Annotated in this window: 28 protein-coding genes; 15 read left to right on the plus strand and 13 right to left on the minus strand. The window is 66.4% G+C overall.

The annotated features are described in order from the left end of the window. Positions 1-83: 83 nt before the first annotated feature. Positions 84-485, plus strand: coding sequence for an NAD(+)--rifampin ADP-ribosyltransferase (gene arr / locus WBN46_RS07235; RefSeq protein WP_337730968.1), 402 nt, complete (start codon positions 84-86; stop codon positions 483-485). 156 nt (positions 486-641) lie between these two features. Here the strand turns inward: arr and WBN46_RS07240 are convergent, their stop codons facing one another. Genes WBN46_RS07240 through WBN46_RS07255 form a run of 4 tightly spaced genes read right to left on the minus strand, consistent with a single transcriptional unit; the run spans position 642 to position 2126 of the window. Further along, on the minus strand, positions 642-980 hold the full coding sequence (locus tag WBN46_RS07240; RefSeq protein ID WP_337730969.1) for a transcription initiation protein: 339 nt from the start codon (positions 978-980) through the stop codon (positions 642-644). A 47-nt stretch (positions 981-1027) separates the two neighbouring features. After that, on the minus strand, positions 1028-1246 hold the full coding sequence (locus tag WBN46_RS07245; protein WP_192201365.1) for a hypothetical protein: 219 nt from the start codon (positions 1244-1246) through the stop codon (positions 1028-1030). Positions 1247-1284: 38 nt separating this feature from the next. Then, positions 1285-1701: a VOC family protein gene (locus tag WBN46_RS07250; protein WP_337730970.1), complete on the minus strand. Its 417-nt coding sequence runs from the start codon at positions 1699-1701 to the stop codon at positions 1285-1287. After that, positions 1698-2126, minus strand: coding sequence for a helix-turn-helix transcriptional regulator (locus WBN46_RS07255; RefSeq protein ID WP_337731886.1), 429 nt, complete (start codon positions 2124-2126; stop codon positions 1698-1700). Before WBN46_RS07255 ends, WBN46_RS07250 begins: the two co-directional genes overlap by 4 nt. 173 nt (positions 2127-2299) lie before the next feature. Between WBN46_RS07255 and WBN46_RS07260 the strand changes: the two genes are divergently transcribed. From WBN46_RS07260 to WBN46_RS07305, 10 genes are all read left to right on the plus strand, one after another. Further along, positions 2300-2563 (plus strand): hypothetical protein, encoded by a 264-nt coding sequence (locus WBN46_RS07260; RefSeq protein WP_337730971.1) that lies wholly within the window; start codon positions 2300-2302, stop codon positions 2561-2563. 262 nt (positions 2564-2825) lie between these two features. After that, on the plus strand, positions 2826-2978 hold the full coding sequence (locus WBN46_RS07265; protein WP_337730972.1) for a hypothetical protein: 153 nt from the start codon (positions 2826-2828) through the stop codon (positions 2976-2978). Positions 2979-3080: 102 nt separating this feature from the next. Further along, the gene (locus WBN46_RS07270; RefSeq protein WP_337731887.1) at positions 3081-4229 is read left to right on the plus strand and encodes an ATP-binding protein; all 1149 of its coding nucleotides are present in this window, start codon (positions 3081-3083) and stop codon (positions 4227-4229) included. Continuing rightward, positions 4226-4585: a response regulator gene (locus WBN46_RS07275; protein ID WP_192201371.1), complete on the plus strand. Its 360-nt coding sequence runs from the start codon at positions 4226-4228 to the stop codon at positions 4583-4585. The genes WBN46_RS07270 and WBN46_RS07275 overlap by 4 nt, the downstream gene beginning before the upstream one ends. 167 nt (positions 4586-4752) lie before the next feature. Next, positions 4753-4977 (plus strand): hypothetical protein, encoded by a 225-nt coding sequence (locus tag WBN46_RS07280; RefSeq protein WP_277726553.1) that lies wholly within the window; start codon positions 4753-4755, stop codon positions 4975-4977. Further along, entirely contained in the window at positions 4974-5489 is a 516-nt protein-coding gene (locus WBN46_RS07285; RefSeq protein ID WP_337730973.1) for a nuclear transport factor 2 family protein, read from the plus strand. The genes WBN46_RS07280 and WBN46_RS07285 overlap by 4 nt, the downstream gene beginning before the upstream one ends. 179 nt (positions 5490-5668) lie before the next feature. After that, positions 5669-10120, plus strand: a complete 4452-nt coding sequence (locus WBN46_RS07290; RefSeq protein WP_337730974.1) for a PAS domain S-box protein — start codon at positions 5669-5671, stop codon at positions 10118-10120. A gap of 3 nt (positions 10121-10123) precedes the next feature. Beyond that, positions 10124-11140, plus strand: coding sequence for an HD domain-containing phosphohydrolase (locus WBN46_RS07295; RefSeq protein ID WP_337730975.1), 1017 nt, complete (start codon positions 10124-10126; stop codon positions 11138-11140). Between the two features lie 150 nt (positions 11141-11290). Then, positions 11291-11860 (plus strand): hypothetical protein, encoded by a 570-nt coding sequence (locus WBN46_RS07300; protein WP_337730976.1) that lies wholly within the window; start codon positions 11291-11293, stop codon positions 11858-11860. Further along, positions 11857-12324 carry a hypothetical protein gene (locus tag WBN46_RS07305; RefSeq protein WP_337730977.1) on the plus strand — a complete coding sequence of 156 codons (468 nt, stop codon included), beginning with the start codon at positions 11857-11859 and terminating at the stop codon, positions 12322-12324. Before WBN46_RS07300 ends, WBN46_RS07305 begins: the two co-directional genes overlap by 4 nt. Here the strand turns inward: WBN46_RS07305 and WBN46_RS07310 are convergent. From WBN46_RS07310 to WBN46_RS07325, 4 genes are all read right to left on the minus strand, one after another. Further along, positions 12293-12727: a nuclear transport factor 2 family protein gene (locus tag WBN46_RS07310; RefSeq protein WP_337730978.1), complete on the minus strand. Its 435-nt coding sequence runs from the start codon at positions 12725-12727 to the stop codon at positions 12293-12295. The two genes, WBN46_RS07305 and WBN46_RS07310, sit on opposite strands and share 32 nt — an antisense overlap. Positions 12728-12820: 93 nt before the next feature. Further along, positions 12821-13243 (minus strand): GFA family protein, encoded by a 423-nt coding sequence (locus WBN46_RS07315; protein WP_337730979.1) that lies wholly within the window; start codon positions 13241-13243, stop codon positions 12821-12823. A gap of 16 nt (positions 13244-13259) precedes the next feature. Beyond that, positions 13260-13631: a YciI family protein gene (locus WBN46_RS07320; RefSeq protein WP_337730980.1), complete on the minus strand. Its 372-nt coding sequence runs from the start codon at positions 13629-13631 to the stop codon at positions 13260-13262. 73 nt (positions 13632-13704) lie between these two features. Next, positions 13705-14928: an HD-GYP domain-containing protein gene (locus tag WBN46_RS07325; protein ID WP_337730981.1), complete on the minus strand. Its 1224-nt coding sequence runs from the start codon at positions 14926-14928 to the stop codon at positions 13705-13707. 104 nt (positions 14929-15032) lie between these two features. On the opposite strand from WBN46_RS07325, the gene WBN46_RS07330 reads away from it, so the two are divergent. The 4 genes from WBN46_RS07330 (at position 15033) to WBN46_RS07345 (ending at position 18139) form a co-directional block, all read left to right on the plus strand. Further along, positions 15033-15437: a GFA family protein gene (locus tag WBN46_RS07330; RefSeq protein ID WP_337730982.1), complete on the plus strand. Its 405-nt coding sequence runs from the start codon at positions 15033-15035 to the stop codon at positions 15435-15437. 439 nt (positions 15438-15876) lie between these two features. Then, entirely contained in the window at positions 15877-16569 is a 693-nt protein-coding gene (locus tag WBN46_RS07335) for a TetR/AcrR family transcriptional regulator (RefSeq protein WP_298122995.1), read from the plus strand. A gap of 75 nt (positions 16570-16644) precedes the next feature. Continuing rightward, entirely contained in the window at positions 16645-17859 is a 1215-nt protein-coding gene (locus WBN46_RS07340) for an FAD-dependent oxidoreductase (protein ID WP_337730983.1), read from the plus strand. Positions 17860-17956: 97 nt separating this feature from the next. Next, entirely contained in the window at positions 17957-18139 is a 183-nt protein-coding gene (locus WBN46_RS07345) for a hypothetical protein (RefSeq protein ID WP_337731936.1), read from the plus strand. Between the two features lies 1 nt (position 18140). Here WBN46_RS07345 and WBN46_RS07350 read toward each other — a convergent pair whose 3' ends face one another. The 5 genes from WBN46_RS07350 to phaE all read right to left on the minus strand — a co-directional run bounded on the left by WBN46_RS07350 (position 18141) and on the right by phaE (position 21884). Next, positions 18141-18575, minus strand: a complete 435-nt coding sequence (locus WBN46_RS07350; protein ID WP_337731888.1) for a hypothetical protein — start codon at positions 18573-18575, stop codon at positions 18141-18143. A gap of 15 nt (positions 18576-18590) precedes the next feature. Then, positions 18591-18797: a PspC domain-containing protein gene (locus tag WBN46_RS07355; protein WP_192201385.1), complete on the minus strand. Its 207-nt coding sequence runs from the start codon at positions 18795-18797 to the stop codon at positions 18591-18593. Positions 18798-18839: 42 nt separating this feature from the next. After that, entirely contained in the window at positions 18840-19217 is a 378-nt protein-coding gene (locus tag WBN46_RS07360) for a DUF5329 domain-containing protein (protein WP_337730984.1), read from the minus strand. A gap of 208 nt (positions 19218-19425) precedes the next feature. Then, a complete protein-coding gene (locus WBN46_RS07365) occupies positions 19426-20496 on the minus strand; it encodes a class III poly(R)-hydroxyalkanoic acid synthase subunit PhaC (protein ID WP_337730985.1) in 1071 nt (356 codons plus the stop codon). Beyond that, positions 20493-21884, minus strand: coding sequence for a class III poly(R)-hydroxyalkanoic acid synthase subunit PhaE (gene phaE / locus WBN46_RS07370; protein ID WP_337730986.1), 1392 nt, complete (start codon positions 21882-21884; stop codon positions 20493-20495). The genes WBN46_RS07365 and phaE overlap by 4 nt, the downstream gene beginning before the upstream one ends. Positions 21885-21891: the final 7 nt, after the last annotated feature.

The raw sequence follows: 21891 nt of genomic DNA on the forward strand, positions 1-21891 counted from the left end.
GCCCGGGGGCTTGCGGCAAGGCCTGTCGCGGGCTGCAGTATCGCCGGCCTGTCGATACGGCAGGCCACCGGAACACCACTCCCATGCGCGATACCGAGATCTATTACCACGGCACCAAGGCGAAACTGGCTCCCGGCGACCTGATCGTCGCGGGCTGCACTTCAAACTTCGGAAAGCGCCGCATCGCCAGGTACGTCTACTTGACCGCGATGCTGAAAGCGGCCACATGGGGCGCAGAGCTCGCGGCCGGCGAAGGCCGCGGGCACATCTACATCGTCGACCCGACCGGCCCGTTCGAGGACGATCCCAACCTCACCAACCAGCGCTTCCCGGGCAATCCCACCCGGTCGTATCGCACACGCGATCCGCTGCGTGTGGTCGCCGAAGTGAAGGGCTGGATCGGCCACACCCCCGAGCAACTCACCACCATGCGCGATCGCCTGGCGGAACTGGATCGACAGGGCGTGGAAGCCATCGAGGACTGAGGGCGACTGCCTCCGCATAGTGCGCAGCTAGCGGAAAACACCCGCCATAGCCTGTGCTGAACGAAGTGAAGCCCAACATCGCGCATCGTCCGACGCTCCGATGTTGGGCTTCGCAAGCTCAGCCCAACCTGTCCCGCTGACCGCGCGCCCAACGCCTCACGACGCCGGATCGAACATGAACACCCGCAGCTCCTGCTCGCATCGGCACGCCTTCGCGATGCGCGCCGCCCAGGCGATGGCCTCCTCGCGGGATGGCAGTTCGAGTACGGTGAAGCCGCCGTTGAGCGGCGGCGCCCACGGGTATCCGCCTTCGGCGAAAGCGCCATCGCCCGACACGAGCACCGGCGCCACGCTCTCGTCGATGCCTCCGCCGAAGACGTACACCCCCGCAACTTTCGCCTGCTCGATCACCGCGCGCGAATCGCGGCCGGCCGCTTCAAGTTCGTCGCCGGATACGACCATCGCAGCACTGGGAAAGGAAATCAGATACTTCATCGGGCGTCCTCTGCTGGGCGAGGTGATGGAACCGGTCGCACGTCGATCTACCCGCTGCGTGCACCGCTGCGGCGCTTGCCGAGATACGGCAGCGCGAACAGATACAGGCCCGTGAGCAGCAGCAACGCCAACGGCAGCAACGTGAACAGGCCGACATACAGTGCGATCTTTTCCTGCCCCATGACCAGCAGGTTGGCGATGACGGCCAGGGTGAAGGTGATGGACAGCCAACGATGGAACTGACGAATCCAGGCGTTCCCGTTCATTGCGATCTCCTGTGCAAGCGACACGATGGCGTGGACGCTCAGTGCGCCGCGCGCCGGGACTCGATCATCTTCCAACCGTTCCCCGAGGGGTCGCGGAAGTTGGCATCGACATTGCCATAGCGCGCTTCCGGCGACTGGGTGAACTCCACGCCGTTGGCGCGCATGCGCTCGTACTCGGCGTGGCAGTCGTCCACGTTGAGCACCAGCGGCGGCATGGCGCCCTTGGCGACGATGGCGTTGACCGCCTGCGCGGTGGCGTCGTCCAGCACTGGCGGCTGCGCCTTGAACAGACCGAGCTGCACGGATGGCTGGTCGGGATGCTGCACGGTCAGCCAGCGGTAGTCGCCGTTGCGTACGTCGGTATGCACGCGGAACCCGACCTTGCCGACATAGAACGCCAGTGCTTCATCCTGATCGCGGACATACAGACCGACCACCCCGATACCCTGACTCATGGAACCTCCTGCCTGGTTGAGGGCGCTTTTGTATCACCGCCCTTCTGCCGCCGCTTCTCCGAAACTGCGGTGGTGAGGCCGGGCCGGTAGGCAGCGCTGATATAGCAGTGCGGAACGTATTCCAGCGCGTGACGGCTGGCCTGTTCGCGTGCTCGCAATTCACCCGGGCTTTCGCCGGTGATGTCGCGGAAGGTGCGGCCGAACGTGCCCAGGCTGTTCCAGCCGGTCTGCAGGGCGATGTCGAGGATGGGCGTATCGGTATCGCGCAGCAGCGCCTTGGCGCGCTCGATGCGGCGCGTCAGCAGGTAGCGGTGCGGTGGAATGCCGAAGGCTTCCTTGAACGAGCGCGCGAAGTGCGCTTCGGACACATGGCTCACGCGCGCGAGGCGTTGCACCGGCCACGTCTCGTGCGAGGCGGCATCCATCCGGTCCTTCGCGCGCAACAGGCGGCGCAGCAGATCGGGGTCCTGGCCCGTGCGGCCTTGTACCGGCGTGCTCACGTGTCGTATTCCATGGCTGGCGGTTCCCTTTCCGGCGTTTCCGGGCGCACGATACTCCACCCCGCGCCCTGCGCGCCCACCTGCCCAGGCGCCACGCCATGACCCGGCCCGCCACGCCCTACGCACCGATCAACTGCGAATTCCACGACGTACTGGAAGCCACGGCGACCCGGCGCAGCACGGCCTCGATCCGGTTCGTGGATGAAGACGGCGCGCAGCAGCAACGCAATGCACGGATCATCGCGCTGTATGCGAACGGGGGCAGCGAATACGCCGAACTCGACACCGGCGAACGCATCCGCCTGGACCGGCTGGTCTCGGTGGATGGCGAAGTGCTGGCGGACTACACGCCGCCGACGTGAGCGGGAGCGCGCGTTCAGGCGCGCGGGGCTCAGGTGAAGCCCGCGTTCCTGTGCGGTGCTGCGTGCTCTGCGGTGTGCGTCGTCACGCGTCAGGAACGCCATTCATGCGAGGGTGACGCACACCTGAGGGGAAATCACCGTGTCCACGCGCATATCAGCACCTTTGCCGGATGGCTTCTCGTGGCGAGTGGAGGATCAACGACGAACCCTCGTCTGCCACGGCCAACCCATCGTCGAGATCGGCCCCGAACGACAGGGATGGATGGCCAGGATCCTGATCTCCGGCAAGGGCATTTCGCAGGAGCAGGTCGCGGTACGCTCGCTGGATGCCGGTTCGGGCTGGGCCGCACGCTGGATGCTGGAACGCCAGACCGCCCTGCTCCGTGCGGTCGCGGAACTGCCCCCCGCGTCCTGACGCCAGTGCTCGCCGGCCATGCCCGACACGTCGAAATCCGCCGCCCGAACCGATCAGCGCGATGCTCCCGATTCCTATCGCGACTCCGCGCATATGGATCCCATGCCGGACAGCGGGACCGCTGACCAGCTTCCGGACATCGAAGAAAGGCAACTCAAGCGCCTGATCGATGGCGTCGTCGACTTCGCCATCTACATGCTGGACACCGAAGGGTATGTGCGCAGCTGGAATACCGGTGGCGAGCGCATCAAGGGCTACACCCGGGAGGAAGTCATCGGCACCCACTTCTCGCGCTTCTACACCCCGGATGACATCGCCAGTGGCGCACCCGCGCGGGGACTTCGCATCGCACGGGCGGAAGGACGCTTCACCGCGGAGGGCTGGCGCGTGCGCAAGGATGGCTCCGCGTTCCATGCCAGCGTGGTGATCGACCCCATCTGGCAGGACGACGTGCTGGTCGGCTACGCGAAGGTCACGCGCGACATCACCGACCGCCTCGAACACCAGGAACGGCTGGAGCAATCCCGCGACGCCCTCCTGCAGTCGCACAAGCTTGAAGCCATCGGCAAGCTGACGCTAGGTCTGGCGCATGACTTCAACAACCTGCTCAACATCATCATCAACAGCCTGGAACTCGTGGATCACTACACGATGCAACCCAAGGCGAAGAAGCATCTGCAGGGCGCGATGCGGGCGGCGGAGCGTGGCGCGCTGCTCACCCGGCAGTTGCTGACCTTCGGCACCGGACGCGTGCTGGTATCGGAACGGCATTCGGTGGCCACCGTCATCCACGATGCGATGGATACGTTGCGGCGCGCATGCCACGACGGCGTGACCCTGCATGCCCGCTTCGATGACGACCTGCCCGGGATCGATGTCGACCGCGAACAACTGGAAGCCGCCCTGCTCAACCTGGTGTCCAACAGCCGCGATGCGATGCCCGCCGGAGGTCACATCGCGATCACGGCGACGCTGCGAGACTGCGCGCTCCCGCACGCTGCGGATGCGCCACCCAGTCGCTTCATCTGCATCCAGGTCAGCGACAACGGCGAAGGCATTCCGGTGGAAGACCAGGCACGCGTGTTCGAGCCTTTCTACACCACGAAGGAGGTGGGCAAGGGCAGCGGGCTGGGCCTGAGCCAGGTGTTCGGGTTCGCGCGCCAGTCCGGCGGATTCGCGGAACTGAAAAGCGCTTCCGGCGAGGGCACCACCGTTTCCCTTTGCCTTCCCGTCCCACGAGATTCCGAATGACCGACGCCAGACGCCTGCTGCTGATCGACGACGAAGCCGACCTGCTCGACATCCTCTCGGATGCGTTCGAGATCGCCGGGTTCGAGGTCGTGACGGCCATCGATGGCCAGAAGGCCATGGCATGCCTGCATGACGGGACGCACTTCGATGTCGTGATCTCGGACGTGGCCATGCCGGGCCACATCTCCGGCATCGATGTGGCCCGGGAAGCCGCTGCCCTGCATCCCGATGCCCGCGTGATCCTTGCCTCGGGCCATCCGCGCGCGGAACTGCCGCCGCTGCCGGACCGCGTGCGCTACCTGCCCAAGCCCTACCGGGTCACCCAGCTGCTGCAGACGATCAACGCTGCGGACTGAACACCGGGTCGCGGAGGCGCGCCTGCACGCAGGCTTTCGTCCAACGTACGCCGGACTTGGTCGCCCGTGCCGTGCTTTCGTCGCGCGCGCATTGTCCGCCGCACCCTGCCCCGGCACGCTGTCCGCATGCCGCCCGTTGGTGGCGCGCCGACAGAAGGAGCCTCTCCATGAAGACCCTCATCGCCCTGCTCGCCTGGTGCCTGCTGTTCGTGCTGTGCTGGCCGCTCGCCCTGCTGGCGCTGGTGGCGTGGCCGCTGGTGTGGCTGCTGTCGCTGCCGTTCCGTCTGGTGGGCATCACCTTCTCCGCCCTGTTCTCGTTCCTGCACGCCGTGCTGATGCTGCCGGCGCGGCTGCTGGGCGGACGTCCGCGCGCACCGTTGGTGTCGGCATGAGCATCGTTCGGTCACGCATGGCGAAGGCCGCGCTGTCCGGCTCGATGGGCACCGTGCTGCTGTTCGGCGCGGTGGAATCCGCCGCTGCGGCCGAGCGCACGCCCGAACAGCTCACCCAGGTGATCGATGCACTGGATACGGCGGTGTTCGATACCTTCAATACCTGCGCCGACCCCGCGCAACTGGTGAAGCACGCCGGCTACTTCGACGAGGCGGTGGAGTTCTACCACGACAACGGCGGCGTCACCTGGACGCGCGAGGACATGATCGGCCGGACCCGCGACAACGTATGCGGCCACTATCGGCGCGAACGAGTGCCGGGCACGCTGGAGGTATTCCCGATCAAGGGCTTCGGCGCGATCGCACAAGGCACGCACCGGTTCTGCGCGCTGTCGTCCGGCACCTGCGAAGGCGAAGCCGACTTCGTGATGGTCTGGCGCGAACGCGACGGCCAATGGCAGGTCACCCGGGTGCTCAGCTATGCGCACCGTGCGACTGACGTGTCGCACTGAAGCCCACGCTGCGCGGTCGCCCCCTCCCCCCCCCGACCGGGTGCTTGTGACTCAAGTCACACTGCCCTAGAGTGCCCGGGTCGTGCTTGTCCGGGCCCGTACAGCATCCGCGGGTCCGCCCATGTCAGGGGACATGAGGTGGGTACATGCCAGAAGGAAGTGGAAGTCGCCCCGCGCTCATGCGGCCGATCGTTCGCCGCTGGGTCCTCTGTGGACTGCTGCTTGCCGTCATGGGCCTCGCCCTGCTGGCGGCGTGGGTCTGTCAGCGTGCGAACACCGAACGCCAGTCGCACCGTTTCCGACAAGTGGCAGACCAAGTGTCAGGCACATTGTTGGAGCGGATGGGCGCCTATGAGCATGGCCTGCGAGGTGCACGCGGTGCGGTGATCGCTGCCGGCCCGCAGCTCAGCCGTGCACGCTTCCTCGCCTACAGTCGTTCGCGGGATTACGCGCGCGAGTTTCCCGGGGTCCGCGGCTTTGGCTACATCCAGCGCGTCGCGCCCGGTGACGAGGCGGAATTCGTACAGCTGGCCCGCGAAGACGGTATGCCCGGCTTCGACATACACGCGCTCGTGCCGCATCAGGATGACCGGTTCATCATTCTGTACATCGAGCCGTCTGCTTCCAATCGCGCGGCGATCGGCTTCGACATTGCGTCCGAAAGCATGCGCAGGCAGTCGGCCATTCTTGCGGCGCGGACCGGAAAGGCCACGCTCACGCCACCGATCACCCTTGTCCAGCAGGAAGGCCTGGTCCGGCAGGGATTCCTGCTGTTGTTGCCGGTATACCGTGAAGACGCGCACCCCGCCAGCGACGATGAGCGCTGGGAAGCCACGCGAGGCTGGGCCTATGCCCCTTTGACGATCGATACGGTACTGGGGGAGCTTGGAAGCGAGGCGCAGCCGTACGCCCTCTCGATATCGGATCCGGGCGAAAGCGGCCAGTCACCGCCGTTTCTTTCGACGCACGGCTTCGATGCGCTCGCGGACTCCCCGCTTGCGGCCGAGCGCCGACTGGATGTCCATGGGCGCGAGTGGCGCCTGCAGGTGCGGGCACGACCGGGCTATCCGGCCAGCATGGCGTTCGCGCCACCATGGCTGGCAGGCGCGGTGACCGCCTTCTTTGGCCTGTTGACCGTTGCGCTGTGGTACATGGCGTCCCAGTCACGGGAGCGCCGCCGCACCGCCTTCCTCGACCATGCCAAGCTGTCGGCGCTCGTCTCCGGGTCAACGGACGGGATCATCGCGTGCGGTGCGGATGGCCGCATCACCCTCTGGAATGCGGCGGCGGAACGCATGCTGGGATATGCGGAATCCGAAGCGCTCGGCCAACCCTTGCAGGCGTTGCTGGTGGATGACCAGGCGCGCCCCGCGATTCCCGCGCTGACCGCGGAGGCGTCCAGTGCCCCGTGTCGCGTGCGCCACAAGGACGGGAGCGTGCTGGACACGGTGGTCAGCGTGTCGAAAGTACGGGATACCAGCGGCGACACCCACGGGTTGTCGCTGTTCCTCCACGACATCACGCGTCACGTCCGTGCGGAGGAGCAGTTCCGCCGCGTGGTGGAAGCCTCGCCCAGCGCGATCCTGATGGTCGACCACGCAGGAATGGTCCAGCTGGCCAACGCCAAGGCGGAGGAACTGTTCGGTTATCCGCGGGAAGCGCTGCTTGGACAGCCGATGGACCGCCTGTTGCCGAACGACGTGAAGCAGCACCATGCCGGTTACATCGAACGCTATTTCAACCTGCCGGAGGCCCGGCCCATGGGCGCCGGCCGCGATCTGTACGGGTTGCGCCGCGATGGCACGCGGGTACCGGTCGAGATCGGATTGAACCCGATCAACATGGCGGATGGGCGTTACGCACTCGCATTTATCATCGACATCACCGAACGCAAGCGGCAGGAAGAGAGCATCATGCGCCTCAATGCCACGCTGGAGCAGCAGGTGCTCGAGCGTACGGCGCAGATACGTACGTATTCGTCTCGACTCGGTGCGATTCTCGAACATGCCGGGTACGCGATCATCGCCATCGACCTGGAGGGAAGGATCACGCTGTTCAACCCCGCGGCCGAACGGATGCTGGGCCACGCCGCCGCCGATATGACTGGCGGCGCCGGCATCGATGGATTGCATGACGATGCCGAACTATGGTCGCGCTCGCTGGCCTTGTCGGCGCTGCTGGACCGGCATGTCCCCGCCTCGTTCGCGCAGATCGCCTCCATCGCGACACGTAGCGGCAGCGATATCGCGGAGTGGACCTATGTGAGGAGCGATGGCACGCACCTGCCGGTCGCGTTGAATGTCAGCGCCCTGCGCGACGAGCAAGGCGAGGCGTCGGGATTCCTGATCATGGCGTCAGATCTGACCGAGCAGAAACGGCGGGATTCCGAGCTCCACCAAGCGATAAGCGCAGCCGAGCAGGCCAATCGGTCCAAGAGCGACTTCCTGGCCAACATGAGCCACGAGATACGCACCCCCATGAATGCGATCCTGGGCATGCTCTATCTACTGGACAAGGTGGAACTTCCTGCGATGGCCATGGACATGGCCCGCAAGATCAACGTTGCCGCGCGCTCGCTGCTCAGCATCATCAATGATGTCCTGGATTTCTCGAAAATCGAGGCCGGGCGCATAGAGCTGGAGGAAGCGCCGTTCGATCTGGCGGAAGTGCTCGACAACGTCGCCGCCCTGATGGCGTCGGCGGTCGACATCAAGGCCGTGGAAATGCTGGTGTCGCCCGCGCCCGAGGGCGCACGCTATCTCCGGGGCGATGCCCTGCGCCTGGGCCAGGTACTGGTGAACCTGGTAAGCAATGCGATCAAGTTCACCGAGCGTGGGGAAGTCGCCCTGACGGTACATCGGCTGGCGCACGAGGACAGCGGTGTCGCGCGCCTGCACTTCACGGTCGTCGACACTGGCATCGGCATCCCCGCAGTGAAACGGAAGATGATCTTCTCTCCGTTCTCGCAGGTCGATTCCTCGACCACCCGCAAGTACGGCGGTACGGGCCTGGGCCTGAGCATCTGCCATCGACTCGTCCAGCTGATGGGCGGCACGCTGGTCGTCGACAGCGAGCAGGATGAAGGCAGCCGGTTCCATTTCGAGGTCGTCTTCCCCATCACCGACGTGCCCGGCACCGATACGGCGCCAAGGAACGCCTATCACGTGCTGGTCGTCGACGACCACGAGGTGGCGCGCGACAACCTGGGCCTGATCATCAAGGGCTTCGGATGGACGGCGGAAGCGGCGGACTCGGGCGAGCGTGCGCTGGCCATGATCGCTCACCCGGATGCGGTCGACTACGACGTGGTGCTGATGGACTGGCAGATGCCCGGCGTCGACGGACTGACGGCTGCGGCCGACATTCGACGCCGGCTGAGGACTTCGCGCCAGCCCATCATCATCATGGTCACTGCATTCGAGAGGAAGCTGGTGGATCACGAGGCGCATCGCGCATCCGTGGACGCCGTGCTCACCAAGCCCGTCACAGCCTCGGTGCTCTACAACGTGATCAACGAGGTGCTGGCACGCCGTGATCCGGGACTGGCCGTCCTGCGCGCGCCTGTGCCGGGCAGTCGGCGCTTGGCAGGCTACCGGCTGCTGGTGGTCGACGATAGCGAAATCAACCTGGAAGTGGCCCACCGTATCCTCGAAGGCGAAGGTGCGCTGGTGGAGCAGGCTTCCGATGGTCGCGAAGCGCTGGCGAGACTGCATGCCGACGCCGATCGCTTCGACGCGGTGCTGATGGATGTGCAGATGCCGGAGATGGACGGATACGAGGCGACCAGGCGCATTCGCGCCTCGTCCGCGCTGGCCGGACTGCCCGTGATCGCCTTGACTGCCGGCGCCTTCAAGCCACAGCAGGACGCCGCGCTCGACGCCGGCATGACCGCCTTCGTCGCCAAGCCTTTCGAGGTCGATGACCTGATCGCAACCATCGTGCGCTGCACGCCGGGGCGGTACGGCATGCAACCTGATGGCGAGGTGACCGTAGGCCCGACGACGCTTGTCGGGTCTGCGCCCGAGGGACTGGATCCGCAACTTCTGGATGTAGAGAAAGGCCTGGCTTACTGGCGCGACGAGACGCCGTACAAGCGATATCTCCTGCAGTTTTCCCGCCGCTACGGAGGAGCGGCAGATGCGCTGCAGGCAAGCCTGGAGCGGCACGACACGATGCAGGCATGCTCGGACATCCACCGCATGCGGGGTGCGGCGGCGTCGCTCGCCCTGCCCGGCCTGGTGGCGATCAGCGCGCAGATCGAGGAGCAGTTGCGCCAGGGCAGCGGCGTAGCTGACCTGCTGCCGAGCCTGCGACTGACCTTGAAGGAGACGCTGGAAGATGTCGCGCAATACGTCTCTCACGGCGGGAACGCCGGGGACATGGCGCCGGCCGGGCCGGATGTGGACCCGGTGGCCTCGTTGCACGACCTTCTCCGCAACCTCGACGGCGATGATCCCCAAGCCATCGAAGCATCGCTCGCCTGCCTCTCCGTCCGCCTGCCACCGCTCGAGCGCGAACGGCTGACGCTGCTTGTCGAAGAGTTCGACTATCGTGCGGCGGAACAGCATGCCCGCGTACTGCTGGAGGCCTGGCAGCGCGGCGACATCCCGCCGAACATGCCAGAGGAATGATGCATGCCCACCGGACCTATCCTGTGCGTCGACGACGAGCCGAACAATCTGGCGCTTTTCCGGCAGATCCTGGGCGAGGACCATCGCCTCGTGCTCGCCCGTGATGGCCTGCAGGCCCTGCGTGCAGCGGAAAAGCACTCGCCCAGCCTTATCCTGCTGGACGTCGAGATGCCTGGCATGGATGGGTACGAAGTCGCGTGGGCATTGAAGGCGCACAGCAGCACCGAGCACATCCCGATCATCTTCGTCACTGCGCTCGATCGGGAAGTGGATGAACGCACCGGCTTCGCCTCCGGCGGCGTGGACTACATCACCAAACCTGTGTCGCCTTTCATTCTGCGCGCACGCGTCAACACGCATCTCTCGCTGGTGCGCACCTCGGCATTGAACAGGAGTTACCAGGATGCGATACAGATGCTCGGCATCGCAGGCCACTACAACGATTCCGATACCGGCGTGCATATCTGGCGAATGGCGGCTTACGCCCGCGTGTTGGCCGAGACGGTAGGCTGGGACCCCGAGCGTGCCCGACTGCTTGAACAGGCCGCCCCGATGCACGATACCGGCAAGATCGGGATACCCGATGAGATCCTGAAGAAGCCGGGGAAGCTGAGCCCGCGTGAGTGGAACACCATGAAGCGACACACCGAGATTGGCTTCGAGATCCTGAGTCGCAGCAAGGCCCCGCTGTTCCAACTCGCGGCGGAGGTCGCACTGAACCACCACGAACGTTGGGACGGATCGGGTTATCCGCGCGGCCTGTCCGGCAGCCAGATCCCCGAGTCCGCACGCATCGTCGCTGTCGCGGATGTCTTCGATGCCCTCGCCACACGACGCCCTTACAAGGACCCCTGGCCGCTCGACGTCGTGATCTCCAAGATCACCGAGGACAGCGGCAGTCACTTCGAGCCGCAGATGGTCGACGCGTTCCTGGCATGCATGCCACGAATCCTCCAGGTCAAGACGCATTGGGACCAGCGGGAGGCACCCGATGGCGATGTGCTGCCCGAGACTCCCTGATCCCGCGGATCAGAAGACGACACCTCTTGCGCCGGCGTTTCGATGATCTGAATGTCGACTTCGCACTGGCTTCACACAGCCTCCGCCAGCTGCCCATCACCCGGGCCCAGCATGTCCCCGCGACCTCGACAGGGTCCGGGAGACATGACGATGACAAGCGACACCCTGCCTGACGCGACACACTGGATCCGCCTGCTGCGATCCCTGGCGTGGGGTGGTGCCGCTGCACTGTTGCTGCTGCCCTGGGTGGCGATGCAGTTCACCGCCGACGTCGTGTGGACGGCATTCGATTTCGCACTGTTCGGCGCCATGCTGCTGACCGCCTGCCTCGCCTTCGAAGCCATGGCGCGGGTCGCGCGCGTGCCGGCCTACCTGGCCGCGAGCGTGATCGCGATCGGTGCAGCGTTCCTGCTGGTGTGGGTGAACCTGGCCGTGGGCATCGTGGGTGAACCGGAGGACCCGGCGAACCTGCTGTTCATGGGAGTGCTGGTGATGGGGGGCGTGGGCGCTCTCCTGGTCCGCCTGCAGCCACGAAGGATGGCGCGCCTGTTGGCGGCCATGGCCCTGGCGCAGATGGCGGCGGGCGCCATCGCATTACTAACGCAGGCGCATGAGTCCGCAGTGTCCCTGCTGGCGGTTACCGGCCTCTGCACGGCCAACTGGCTACTGTCGTCCGCACTCTTCAGAAAGGCCGTGCGCTCGCCCATCGGCGCACCATGATCCCGGCCACCGGCATGGCGCGCGTGCTGATGGCCATTGCGATGATGGCATGCATGGGATGTGGTCGAGACTCCGCCTACATCGAGTACCACCCTGATGCGAATGGCGACAAGCCGGACATCTTCGAGTTGGGCCATGTGCAGGTCTGCACGCTTGAAGCACGCGACCTCCCTGCCCTCTTCGATCAGGTTGACGCGTTCGCGCGGAGCCGATCGATGTACCTGCACGGGATCGCGGCCCCGGATGACCGTGTCCTCCTGGTCTACACGCGGGGTACGCCCATGCGGATCCACCTGATGGTCGAACGGCTCACGCAGGAACACTACCGGGTGGGAATCTCTTCGCACCTGGGCGCCGGATGCGACGACGTCTGCCACCATGCCGTGCGGCACGATCTCTGTCCCTCCAACGCATCACCGCGCACGCCCGTCATCAGCGCGGCTTCGAATGCCACAGCGCATTGACGATGATCCAGCGTCCATCGAACCGGCCCATGTGGAAGTGGTCCACGAACCACGGGGTCTCCAGGCGCACGGCGGCCGTCTCGGCGGTGATGTCGAGCACGCGGCAGGTGCGGTTCCACGCATCCTTCGGCGTTTTCAGCACGCCCTGCCGGGTCAGGCTGACCAGTTCTTCCTTCGACATGCGGCGCAGGCCGAGGCGCTCGTCCGGCGTATCGCCGATCACGGCGCGCTTGGCCAGGTCCGGATGCAGCGCGCGCGCCACGCGCGCCGGATCGCCTTCCAGTTGGCCGTCGACGTAGTCGAAGCAGGTCGCCTCGATGGCGGCGAGCGTGGCGGGATCGGCTGCAGGCGCGGCCGGGGCGGAAGCACTGGCGGCAGCCAGGACGAGGGACAGCAGTGACATGGCGTTCGCCTTCGGTCGCGTCATCGATGGAAGGCGATCATGGGGGGAGTCTGCGCGCGGGACACGTGCCGGAAGTCCACGGCGGGCCGGCACTTACAGGTACGACGGCGATGCCGGCGGATGGTCCCAGTCGTCGTGGCGCCCATCCTCGTACTGCACGGGGATGGCAGCGAACCGTGCATCGTCCATTCCGTCCAGGGTGGCGACGTTGACCGCGTGGAACCAGCCGTTGAAGGGCGCCATCTCCAGGTATCCCCTGCTGAAACCGCGCACGCCGCAATGGCGGCAGAAGTAGTGGTGCACATGGCCGGCGGGCCATTCGGAAGTGTGGGCCTGGTAATCCGACAGGGCGTCGGCGCCGTGGAGCAGGCGGAAGCCCTCGCCGAGGGCGAACACCTTCCACATGCGCGTCTTCAGGCAGAAGCTGCAGTTGCAGCGACGCGTGCCGGCGGCGAGGTCGAGCTCGCACTCGAAGCGCACGGCGCCGCAATGGCAACTGCCGGTGTAGGTCTGCATGGGGCTTCTCCTCCGGTCAGCCGGCGATGAGGGCGTCGGCGGGCGGTTCCTCGATGGGGCGCACTTCGCACTCGATGTCCCATTCATCGCCATGCACGTCGAGGAAACGGCGGGTGTGGGCGATGGCGTCGTCGAGCGAATCGGCACGCAGGATGGCATAGCCGCCGATGACCTCCTTCGCCTCGGTGAACGGGCCGTCGGTGATCCGGATGTCGCCGAAGCGCGAGCGGACGCGGGCACCTTGCGCGGTGGGCAGCAGGCCTGCGGTGTCAAGCAGGATACCGGCGGCGGACATCTCGCCGATCAGCGCCATCATGTCGGTCATCAGCCGCTCGCTGGGCTGCTGGCCGGTGGTTTCGTCGATCCGGATCATCGAAAGGAATCGCATGGTCTGCCTCCCGGGGCATTGGACACTGACCTTGCGACGAACGGGCGCGGCCGGGATCGACAACGACAGGCGATCAGGGCAGCCAGAGTTTCTCCAGGTCGCGGAAACCCCACTTGGCGGGCGACTCCACGCCCACGATGCGCTCGCGCTCACCGGCCGTGGCCAGGTCCACGTCGACCCTCAGCAGGTGCGTGCGCGACTTGGCGGAATAGAACACCCGCACGCGCGGCGCCAGCAGCGTGGCCGGGTTCTGTTCCACCACCACCGCCAGCCGATCGCTGGACAACCGCACCAGGGCGCCGATCGGGTAGATGCCGATGCTGCGCACGAACGCCTTCATCAGCATCTCGTCGAAATGCCCCTGCCAGCTGGCCATGCGGCGCAGCGATTCGGCCGGGTCCCAGCCGGCCTTGTACGGGCGGTCGGAGGTGATGGCGTCGTAGACGTCGCAGATGGCGCTCATGCGGGTCAGCAGCGGCAGCTCCGCGCCGGACAGGCGTTGCGGATAGCCGCCGCCGTTGATCTTTTCGTGATGGTGGCGGGCGATATGCAGCACCGCTTCCTGGCTTACGCCGCCCTCGCGCAGCAGGCGTTCGCCGTGCACGGGGTGCTGGCGGACGATGTCGAACTCTTCGTCGGTCAGCTTGCCGGGCTTGTTCAGCACGTCCTGCGGCAGCATGGCCTTGCCCATGTCGTGCAGCAGCCCGCCCAGCGCCGCATCGCGCACCTGCTCCTCCGGCAACTGCAGCTGCCGCGCCAGCATGGCCATCAGCGCGCCGACGGCGACCGAGTGCAGGTAGGTGTAGCTGTCCGCGTCCTTCAGCCGCGCCACGCTGACCAGCGCCGTGGGGTGGCGATCAACGGAACCGGTGATCTCGTCCAGCAGCGGCAGCACGCGGCCGGCATCCACGCCGTTGCCCAGCCGCACTTCACGGAACATGGCCTCCACGGCCTCGCGCCCTTCGTCGCAGATGCGGCGTGCGCGGGCCAGCTCCGAGGCCAGACTGACGGTGCTGTCGTGCACGACGGGGCGGCGCCGCGCTTCCGCAGGTTCGGCGACGGGTGGGGCGTCGACGGTCCCGGGAACGGCCTCTTCTTCGCCTCCGTCCTCTCCGTCTCCCTGACTGCGCGACAGGTCGACCACCACCTGCTCCACGCCGCTGTCCTGCAGTTGCGCCAAGCGTGCCTCGTCCAGGACGAACGAGGTGCGCCAGAACGGGTGCTGCATCCACGGGCCGAGCAGCTTCTGCACGTACATGCCGGGCCGCAGCTCGGCAACGTCGACGGTTTGCAGCATGCACGGCTCCGGGAGTGGAGGGGTCCGGTATGCTCCCGCCCATCGGCCAGGCACGGCGGGGCGACCCCGTCAGCCCCCGGAACGATATCGGCACGGGAGGCCGCATGCTGAAGACCTATCGGGGAAGCTGCCATTGCGGCGCGGTCCGCTTCGAGGCGGACATTGACCTGACCCGGCCCACTTATCGCTGCAACTGCTCGGTGTGCCGGCGCAACCGGTTCTGGCCGGCCATCGTGATGCCGGACGCCTTCCGCCTGCTGGCGGGCGAAAGCGAGCTGGTCGAGTACCGGTTCAATGCGTTGCGCAACTCGCACCATTTCTGCCGCACCTGCGGCGTGCGGCCGTTCGGGATCGGCAACAACGTGCCGGACGGGCAGCGGATCTACGGCGTCAACCTGGGGTGCCTGGAAGACGCCACACCCGAGGAACTGGACGCCGCGCCGATCACCTACGTGGACGGGGCGCACGACAACTGGCAGCAGGCACCGGCGATCACGCGCTACCTCTGAGCCGAGCGCGGCTACTCGGCGGCTTCGTACTGGATCTCACCCGCGCGCATCACCCGCACCACGTAGGCCAGCGCCAGCACATCGGTCGCGGGGTCGTGCCCCGGCAGCACCAGGTCCGCATCCACGCCCGGCGCGATGCGGCCGTCGGGCTAAGCCACCTCGGTCGCCTGCTCGATCACCCAGGTCTGCGCCCGCGCCGGCTCCGTGGTCACGCAAATGCCCCACAGGCAGCCCAGCACCCATCCCGATATCGGCCGCATCTTCCCTCCCGTCTGTCGACCCGTCGGCCCCGGCACCCCGTCCAGGTCAAGCGCGCGAGGCGTCGCGCCCGCCGACGGGTGCCGGGATGCCATGCCGATGTCACGCGGTTGCAACAGTCGCATGACCTTTTTGCTAGGCTGCGAAGATCGTCGCAACCGGACGTGCGCAGGGAGTTCCCATGAGCATTTCTTCCGAATATCTGGAAAACGTTTTCAACGATGCATCCTCGACGGCTTCGCCGTTGCGTCCCCGCCCACAGGTGGACCTGTGCCGGCGTGGCGAGATCCGTGCGGAGAAGTTCCTCGACGCCGCCACCGAGGTCTTTGCCGAGAAGGGTTACCAGCATGCGCGACTGAGCGAGATCGTCGCCCGCGCCGGTGGCTCGCTGGCCACCCTGTACCGGATCTTCGGCGACAAGGAAGGCTTGGCCAGCGCGATCCTCGAGCGCCGGCTGGACATGCATATCCACCTGCTCAGCGACCTTAACCTGACCGAGCTGCCCCCCGAACAGGCGCTGCGCCGGGTGGCGATCCGCATGGCGCAGGTGATGGCGCGTACCGATTCGCAGGTGGTCTACCGCATCGTGATCGGCGAGGGACAATCCTTCCCCGCCCTGCGCGACTGGTTCCTGGACCACGCGGTGGCGTCCATCCGCGCCACGCTTGCGGACTATTTCGAACAGCAGGTGGCCGCCGGACGCATGCAACTGGCGTCGCCCAAGGCGGCGGCGGCGCAGTTCTACATGAGCCTGTTCGGCGACCAGATATTCCGGCTGGCGGCCGGCAGCCCGCAATTGCCGGATGTCGACACGCTGGAAGCCCAGGCGCTCGCGTCGGTGGAGCTGTTCCTGCAGGGCGCATTGCCGCGCTGACGGAACACCACGCCTTCACCGTTCCGTCCCGCCTTGCCTGCCAGCATGGCGTCGTCGTCACGGCGCGGGACAGGCATGGATCTCAAGAGCGGGTACCCCTTCTGGGCAGTCAGCAATGGCCTGATGCAGGCGTTCCCGCCGCTGGCGTCCGACCATCGCTGCGATGTCGCCGTGCTGGGTGGCGGCATCACCGGTGCGCTGATTGCGGATGAACTGGCGCAGCATGGTTTCGATGTCGCGGTGCTCGAGCAGCGGGACATCGGCTGGGGCAGCACGGCCGCCAGCACGGCGCTGCTGCAATACGAAATCGACACCCACATGGTCGACCTGGCCAAGCGCTATGGCGAGGACGATGCCGCCCTCGCCTACCTTGCCTGCGCCAAGGCCATCGACCAGCTGCGCGAGGTCGCCGCGCCGTGGCGCGATGTCGGCTTCGCGCGCAACAAGAGCCTCTACTACGCCAGCCGGCGTCGCGACGTGCGGCCGATGGAAGACGAGCATGCCCTGCGCCTGCGCCACGGACTGGAGGTGGAACTGCTGTCGGCGGACCGGGTGCGGGAAGACTACGGCTTCGAGGCGGCAGCGGCATTGCTGAGCACCCAGGCCGCGCAGGTGGATCCGTACCGCCTGACCCACCGGTTGCTGCAACGCCTGCATCGCCAGGGCACTGCGGTATTCGACCGCACGCGCGTGACCGACCTGCATGCGACGTCGCGCGGCGTGACGCTGCGCACGGTGACGGGTTTCAGCGTACGCGCCGCGCATCTCGTGGTCGCGGCCGGGTATGCCAGCCAGCACTGGTTGCGGCAGAACGTGGCGCGCAACCACAGCAGCTATGCGGTCATCAGCGACCCCTTGCCCGACGAGCAGCTCGGCTTCCTCCGGGACACGCTGCTGTGGGAAACCGCACGCCCCTATCTGTATGCGCGCAGCACCGCTGACGGTCGCCTGCTGCTGGGCGGCGAGGACGATGCCGTGGACATCCCGGCCAAACGCGATGCGCGCGTCGAGAAGAAGGCACGGACGCTGCTGAAGCGGCTGCACCATCTGTTCCCGGAGTGGGAGGTCACGCCGGCTTTCTCATGGGCCGGCACGTTCGCCGAGACCGCCGACGGCCTGCCCTTCTTCGGCCCGCACAAGCAATGGGGGCCGCGCGTGCACTTCGCCATGGCCTACGGTGGCAACGGCATCACCTACAGCATGCTCGGTGCCGGCCTGCTGCGCGCGCTGATCGAACGCCGCAAGCATCCGCTATGGCCTTTGTTTTCCTTCGAACGCCTGGAACGGTGACCCGGGGCAGCGATGTTGCGCACCGTTGACGTGGCCGTCATGCAGCGATTACGCGGGAAGCCGCACGCTGGCCATTCATCCACACAGGAGCACCGTCATGCCCCGTGGCGACAAATCCGCCTATACCGGCAAGCAGAAACGACAGGCGGAACACATCGAGGAAAGCGAACGCGAACGCGGCCGTTCAAAGGAAGATGCGGAACGCATCGCATGGGCCACCGTGAACAAGCAGGACGGTGGCGGCAAGAAGTCCGGTTCCGGTCGCGCGAAGCCCCACTGACCTAGGGAGAACGCGAAGGCCACCAGCCCTCGCCGGTCAGCGCGTAGCGGTCGGCGGCACGCTCGAAGGGATTGCGTACGCTGACGCCGCCGCACAGCAGGTACACCGGCAGGAACAGCGGGCCCAGCACCATGTACTGGTAGACGTGCGCGCGCTCGTGGTCGCCCAGGCGGATGGGCGGATGCTGCATGCGGCCGGCGCGGTGTTCGTAGGTGATGCATTCCGCCTCCAGCGTGTCACCGGTGTGCAGGATGCTGTTGCCGAAGGTGATGGCGCCCCCCGGGCCCCACGGCCAGCGGTGGAACACCAGCGCGAAATCACGCCGACTCCATTCGACACGTGCCCCGAATGCCATGCCGACAACGCCGGCAACGGTCCCGATGAGCGTGTTGGGAACGGCCCAGACGATGCCGAGCGCGCGCGCGACCCAGAGCATCGTCGAGGCCACGGTTCAGTCCTGTTCGTTGGGCATCAACAGCCAGAGGATCAGGTAGACCAGCATGCCCGGAAACGCCGCGGACGCGATCGACACGATCACGAAGATCACCCGCAACAGCGTGGGGCTCCATCCATAACGGTGCGCAATGCCCCCCATGACGCCCGCGATCATGCGATCGTTCAGCGAGCGCGCGAAGGGCTTGGAAGTGGTGTTGTTCATCGCCGGCAACTCCCCACGGTTGTTCGCGGCCAGTCTATCGCGTCAGCGGCCGGGGCCGCCTGAACCACGCAGCGCGTCCAGCTTCAGCCTGAACCACGTCGCCGCCGGTAGCGCCGGTTGTCCCGGACAACGCACCTGGTAGGCACGCCCGCTCATGCTGCTCTTGCTGGCGGCGCGCTCGATGAACTGCTCGGCGGTATCGACCAGGTCACGCTTCAGCAGGTAGTCGTACTTGCGCTGCAGGTGCTTGCGCGCTTCCTCGCGCCCATGCCACGCGCCATTGCGCTGGAATTCGCAGGACGAGGCCGACAGCGCATCCATCAATCCCTGGATCTCGCGCTTGGCGGTCGCCGAAGGCGCAGAGAGTGCCGGGCCGACGACGACGAGCAGAACGGCAGCGACGGTGAATCGTGACAGCATGTGGTTACCCTACCGCAAGACAAGTGAAGCGAGCACGCCGTTTTCTTTTGTGGGAGCAACGTAAGTTGCGACCGCACGGCCCGATGCCCCAGCATCCCATCGTTCGCCCACCGGGCGCGTTGCGACGCGTTCATCATCGCGACACCCGGGATCCATCGGGGCGCGGTCGCGACTTGCGTCGCTCCTGCGAAGAACGCAGCGCGCGCGGTCAACGCGCGCGCTGGCCGAGCCAGTGATGGATGGCCGAAGGCACTTCGCGTTGTGCACGACTGGACACGTAGATGCCGATGTGGCCACCCTTGAAGCTCAGTTCGGTGTAGTCGGCGGTGCCCACCACGTCCTTCAAGGCACGCGACGCATCCGGTGGCACCAGATGGTCCTGTTCGGCATAGATGTTCAGCACCGGCATGTCGACGAAGCCCAGGTCCACGGCCTCGCCACCGATCTCGATGCCGCCCTTGATGAAGCCGTTGCGCTGGTAGAACTGCTTGATGAACTGGCGGAAGGCCTCACCCGCCAGGTCAGGCGAATCGAAGATCCATTTTTCCATCCGCAGGAAATCCTCGATGGCGCGCTTGTCATCGAGGATGTCGACCAGTCCGACGTACTTCTGCAGGTTCAGCCGGAACGGTTTCAGCATCAGGTAGCAGGCATTCATCATGTCCGCCGGCACATTGCCCAGCGCATCCACGAACAGGTCCACGTCCAGCTCGCGCGTCCAGTGCGAAAGCATGTTGTCCGGCGTATGGAAGTCCACCGGCGTGACCATGGTGATCAGGTTCTTGACCTTGTCCGGGTGCAGCGAGGCATAGCACAGCGAGAAGGCCCCGCCCTGGCAGATGCCGAGCACGTTGACGGCATCGCGTCCGCTGCTGTCGCGCAGGTGGTCCACCGCACCGTCGATGAAGCGGTTGATGTAGTCGTCGAGTTCGAGATAGCGGTCCGAGCGGTCCGGATAGCCCCAGTCGATGACGTAGACATCCTCACCCTGCGCCAGCAGGCCCTTCACCAGCGAGCGGTCGTGCTGCAGGTCCACCATGTACGGCCGGTTGACCAGCGCGTAGACGATCAGCAGCGGGACCTTCGCGGTGGGGGCCTTCTCGCCTATGAAGCGGTACAGGACCACTTTGCCATCGCGCCAGACTTCCTGCTTCTGGGTGGCCCCGTAGTGCACATCCTCCACCTCCGGCAGCGTGTGCAGGCCGGCGGAGAGCTTCTGCGTCAGTGTGGTGGCTTCGTGGGCCAGGGCCTCGGCGGTGAAGTTGAGCGGTCCGTTCACTTGCGGCTACCCCGCTTGGTCTTCCTGCCGGTCTTGGGCGCGTCGACGGTCGCGTCCCGCGCGGCGTTGCGTGCCACCCAGTCCTTCATCGATACGACCGAGGTCGACGGTGGTTTCGCACGCGCCGTGGGGGCAGGTTTTTGGGGGGCAGGTTTCGCCGCGACCGTCCTCGGTGTTTTCCTGGCGGGCGCCTTCTTCGTCCTGGCTGGCGTCCGCGCGGCCGCCTTGGCCACCGCGGGTACGGGTTCCTTGCGGGTGGGGGCCGGCGCCGCCGCAGCGACGGCCCGGCGTGCGCGTTTCTTCGGCGCCGTCTTCTTGGCGACGACGCGTTTTTTCGGCGCGGCCTTCGCTGGCGTGCGGCGGGGAAGCGTGCGCGCCTTCGCGGCTTTCGGCTTTGCGGGCGCGGGCGCTGGGGCCGGTTCCGCGGTGACGGGGGCTTCGACCGGCGCAGGCACATGCCGTGCCTCGGCACGGCGCGCGGGCGAGACCTGCGCGCGCGTCAGCTTGCGCAGCGCGCGCTCGAGTTCGACGATCTTGCGATGCGCGGAATCGACTTCCGTCCGCGTCGGCATGCCGAACAGCGTGCAGACCTGCTCGACTTCGCGCTGCACGCCCAGTCGCAGGCGCGCCTGCGCATTCGCCAGTCCACCATAGACGTGGCGGAAATCATCGGACATCGCGACCTGCGCATAGGCCTCTTCGGCCGCATCGATCCAGAGGTCGAACAATGCGCGTGCATTCTGCAACTGGCGGCCGGGCTCGGCATGCTGCTCCAGCTTGCGCTCGAAGCGCACGAACGCATCCTGCGCCACCTTCAGCATCAGCTGGTCGTAATCGCGCAGTTGCTGCTGGTAGTCCTTCTGCGCCTGCGCCAGGTGCTGCCAGCGTTCCTGGTGCTCGCGCGCCAGGCCGAAGGTCGGCAGGTGCAGCCAGCGGTCGCCATCGCGCTGCAGGCCTTCCAGCCAGGGCTGCATCTGCTGCATCCAGCCATCCATGCCATGCGCGCCACCCTGCATGCTGCGGAAGATGTCCGCGAACGGATTGCCGGCAGGCGTGGGCGTGGCCATGCCCAGCGCCTCGCGCCAGGCACGGCCGATATCGGTAGCGTCGTGGTCGCGGCCGGTGAACTGCGCGGCCACCTGCTGCATCTGGCCGAACCACTGGCTGGCCTGCCGCTGGAAGCGGCCGACCGCTTCGTCCACCTGGGGCTGGCCACCCGGCACCAGTTTCGACCACCAGTCGACGGTCTGCTGCCAACCCGGCACGGCGCCCGGCATGGACATGGTCGGCGCACCGCCGGCCTGTCGCAGGGCATCACCCCAGAGACTCCAGTACTGCTGGGCCACCGACTCGAAGTCGCCCGGCCACGGTGGAACGGAATTCGTCATGTGCCCT

Origin of the sequence: Pseudoxanthomonas sp. CCNWLW251, assembly GCF_037402255.1 — a bacterium.
In the GTDB taxonomy this organism is placed as follows: Bacteria; Pseudomonadota; Gammaproteobacteria; order Xanthomonadales; family Xanthomonadaceae; genus Pseudoxanthomonas_A.